The organism is Chryseobacterium sp. (genome assembly GCF_022712095.1).
Taxonomy (GTDB): Bacteria; Bacteroidota; Bacteroidia; order Flavobacteriales; family Weeksellaceae; genus Chryseobacterium.
The window spans coordinates 1-3,616 of the sequence record NZ_JALAHD010000324.1; the positions used below are offsets into that span (position 1 = coordinate 1).

The window sequence follows — 3,616 nt, forward strand, 5'->3', positions numbered from 1 at the left end:
AATCTGCTTATTTATTCCCATTGTTTATGAATCTTTAAGAAGGTGATACATCCAATATTTTTCCTTAAATTCGCATAAAAATTTTAAACTAATGAACTACGATATTATTGTCATCGGAAGTGGTCCTGGTGGATATGTTACGGCTATTAGAGCATCACAATTGGGTTTCAAAACAGCAATTATCGAGAAGGAAAATTTAGGAGGTATATGCCTGAACTGGGGATGTATTCCTACTAAAGCTTTATTAAAGTCTGCTCAGGTTTTCCATTATATCAATCATGCGGAGGATTATGGTTTGAATAAAGTGGAAGGTAGTTTTGAATTTCCTAATGTAATTCAAAGAAGCCGTGGTGTAGCCAATAAAATGAGCAAAGGGATTGAATTCCTGATGAAGAAAAATAAAGTTGATGTTATTCTTGGTACGGCTAAAGTTTTAAAAGATAAAAAAGTTTCTGTTACAGATAAAGACGGTAAAGTAACTGAATATTCAGGTAGTCATATTATCATTGCTACAGGAGCACGTTCGAGAGAATTACCGAACTTACCGCAGGACGGTAAAAAAGTAATCGGATACAGACAGGCTCTTAGTCTTCCTGAACAGCCAAAATCAATGATTGTGGTAGGTTCCGGAGCGATCGGAGTGGAATTTGCAGATTTCTATAATACAATGGGGACTAAAGTTACTGTTGTAGAATTTATGCCGAATATTGTCCCGGTAGAAGATGAAGAAGTTTCCAAGCATTTGGAAAAATCCCTGAAAAAATCAGGAATTGAGATTATGACGAATGCTTCTGTGGAAAGTGTAGATACAAGCGGAAACGGTGTTAAAGCCAATGTAAAAACAGCAAAAGGAAATATTACCCTTGAAGCGGACATTCTTCTTTCAGCAGTAGGTATTGCTGCCAATATCGAAAATATTGGTCTTGAAGAAGTGGGAATCCAAACAGATAAAGGAAGAGTACTGGTGAATGAATGGTACGAAACCTCTGTCCCGGGATATTATGCCATCGGAGATATTATTCCTACTCAGGCTTTGGCCCACGTAGCTTCGGCAGAAGGAATTACGTGTGTGGAAAAAATCAAAGGACTGCATGTTGAAAAAATAGACTATGGTAATATTCCGGGATGTACTTACTGTCATCCGGAAGTAGCTTCTGTAGGCCTTACTGAAAAGCAGGCAAAAGAGAAAGGATACGAAATTAAAGTAGGTAAATTCCCTCTTTCTGCAAGTGGTAAAGCGACTGCAAACGGAAACACTGACGGTTTTGTTAAAGTAATTTTTGATGCCAAATATGGAGAATGGTTAGGATGCCACATGATCGGAGACGGAGTAACGGATATGGTGGCGGAAGCTGTTGTTGCCAGAAAACTGGAAACTACAGGTCATGAGATCATCAAATCTATCCACCCGCACCCGACTGTTTCCGAAGCTATCATGGAAGCTGCTGCTGCTGCTTACGGAGAAGTAATCCATATCTAAAAAAGATAGGAAAAGATATAAATAATAAAAAGCTGCAGATTGATCTGTAGCTTTTTTATTGGGAGATTATTTCCCGGATTCAATATTTAGGAAGGTTGTCCGGATAATTAATGAAAAATAATTTAAAAATTCATCTCATTTTCTTACATTTATTCTATGAATTCTGAAAAAGTAGGGCTTGTTCTATCAGGCGGAGGAACCAAAGGAATAGCTCATGCCGGAGTTTTAAAATTTTTAAGGGAGAATACTATTGATGCAGATGTATTGTCGTGCTGTAGTGCAGGCTCGATAGTAGGATGCTTGTATGCGATAGGTAAAACTCCTGAAGAGATACTGAACTTCTTTACTTCGGTTTATTTCTTTAACTGGAAACATTTTACATTTAATCAGCCGGGGCTTGTTTCGTCTGTCATATTTAAAAATTATCTGGAACCTATATTTAAAGATATGAAATTAGGAGATCTGGATAAAGATGTCAAAATTGTAGCTACAGAATTGGTTTCGGGAACCCAAAGAATATTTGATAAAGACTTTAAGGTAACGGATGCTATTATAGCTTCCTGTTCTATTCCGGGTGTTACAACACCTTATATTGTAGATGGAGAAATGTATTGTGATGGGGGTGTTTTGAATAATTTCCCGGCAGATGTAATCCGGGACAACTGTGATCAGTTGATAGGCGTTTTTGTATCACCGCCTAATGACACCCATATAAAGGATTTGAAGTCTATTAAAGCTATTGTTTCCCGCTCTTATGACCTTTTGTCCTATCGTGTGGAAAGAGTGAAATTTGACTATTGTGACTGGTTTATTTCTTCGCAGGATCTCGCCAATTACGGGGCTTTTGAAAGGAAAAAATACCGTATGGAAGAAATATTCAATATAGGATACAAGGCGGCTGTTGAAAGTTTTGAAGATAGCCGTTTCTTTTCAGAATCGAAAGATGATTAATTTGTAGCTGCCGTGTAGCTTGCAAAAGCTTCTTCCAGACTTTCAAATTTACCTTTAAACTCTTCAATAGGGCAATCCTGTAAAATATTTCCTTTGTGGATAAGAATAACGCGGGAGCATAGAGCTTCCACTTCCTGCATAATATGGGTAGAAAGTAATACCGTTTTTTCTTTTCCGATCTCTTTTATAACATTTCGGATTTCTATAATCTGGTTAGGGTCAAGACCGTTGGTAGGCTCATCCAGAATTAGCAGGTCCGGTTCATGTATAATAGCCTGAGTTAAACCTACTCTTTGCTTATACCCTTTGGAAAGCTGACCGATCTTTTTTGATTTTTCAGGACTGAGCCCTACGAGTTCAATGACTTCATCTATCTTACCGGCCGGAATTTTATGAATGTCCGTTACAAACTGTAAATATTCCTTTACATACATCTCAAGATATAGAGGATTGTTTTCCGGAAGAAAACCAATATTCCTTTTGCTTTCTATTTCGTTTTCCGTAATGCTTTTTCCATTAAAAATAATTTCCCCTTCATCTATTTTCAATGATCCCACAATAGATTTCATGAGGGTGGATTTTCCTGCTCCGTTAGGACCAAGAAGGCCAATGATCTCATTGTTTTCAATCGTAATGTTTATGGTGTTGAGTGCAGTTTGCTCACCGAATTTTTTGGTTAGATTAATGATCTGAAGGGACATAATTAATGACAGTCTTTTTGCAAAAATAAAAATAAAAAACTCATTCTGACCGAATGAGTTCATATATATTGTAAAAATATTAATTATTTTCTTGAACTGCTTTTGCTGGCAGGTTTCTTATAGGTTGTTGCTGGTTTTTTAGTCTGCTGTTGAGGTGCAGCAACTGCTGAGCTTTGATATAAACTGGATTTTCCGGTTGATTTCCCAAAAATTTTATCAATTTGCGTTCTTGTCAGATATTGCGATTTTCCGACATATTTTCTGTTTTTATTGATATATTGAATAAACTGAACAGTGGGCTGACCGTAGTTTTTTTCATAATGAAGTTCAATAATATCATTGGGAAGTTCAAGGGTGATATTCGAAGCTGGCAAAGTAGCAAAACCGTTTAGAATTAAGCTATACAGTCCGTCAACATCATTATTCTGGTTTTCAAACGAAAAAGACCTGATCGTATTCAAATTACTGGTATTAAGATCCTGGT

At 36.8% G+C, this 3,616-nt stretch carries 4 protein-coding genes; 2 read left to right on the forward strand and 2 right to left on the reverse strand.

From position 1 onward, the window contains the following. Window positions 1-91: 91 nt before the first annotated feature. Both lpdA and Q0A18_RS16465 read left to right on the forward strand, forming a co-directional pair. Window positions 92-1,480, forward strand: a complete 1,389-nt coding sequence (lpdA, locus tag Q0A18_RS16460; RefSeq protein WP_292011243.1) for a dihydrolipoyl dehydrogenase — start codon at window positions 92-94, stop codon at window positions 1,478-1,480. A 156-nt stretch (window positions 1,481-1,636) separates the two neighbouring features. Next, the gene (locus Q0A18_RS16465) at window positions 1,637-2,431 is read left to right on the forward strand and encodes a patatin-like phospholipase family protein (protein ID WP_292011244.1); all 795 of its coding nucleotides are present in this window, start codon (window positions 1,637-1,639) and stop codon (window positions 2,429-2,431) included. On the opposite strand, the gene Q0A18_RS16470 is transcribed toward Q0A18_RS16465, so the two are convergent. Beyond that, the gene (locus tag Q0A18_RS16470) at window positions 2,428-3,132 is read right to left on the reverse strand and encodes an ATP-binding cassette domain-containing protein (RefSeq protein WP_292011246.1); all 705 of its coding nucleotides are present in this window, start codon (window positions 3,130-3,132) and stop codon (window positions 2,428-2,430) included. The two genes, Q0A18_RS16465 and Q0A18_RS16470, sit on opposite strands and share 4 nt — an antisense overlap. An 83-nt stretch (window positions 3,133-3,215) precedes the next feature. After that, a partial coding sequence (locus Q0A18_RS16475; protein WP_292011245.1) for a hypothetical protein occupies window positions 3,216-3,616 on the reverse strand: 401 nt, incomplete at its 5' end.

Bases quoted from the DNA above. Each gene is read 5' to 3' on its own strand.
- lpdA (WP_292011243.1), top strand. From the start codon at position 92: ATGAACTACGATATTATTGTCATCGGAAGTGGTCCTGGTGGATATGTT.
- Q0A18_RS16465 (WP_292011244.1), top strand. From the start codon at position 1,637: ATGAATTCTGAAAAAGTAGGGCTTGTTCTATCAGGCGGAGGAACCAAA.
- Q0A18_RS16470 (WP_292011246.1), bottom strand. From the start codon at position 3,132: ATGTCCCTTCAGATCATTAATCTAACCAAAAAATTCGGTGAGCAAACT.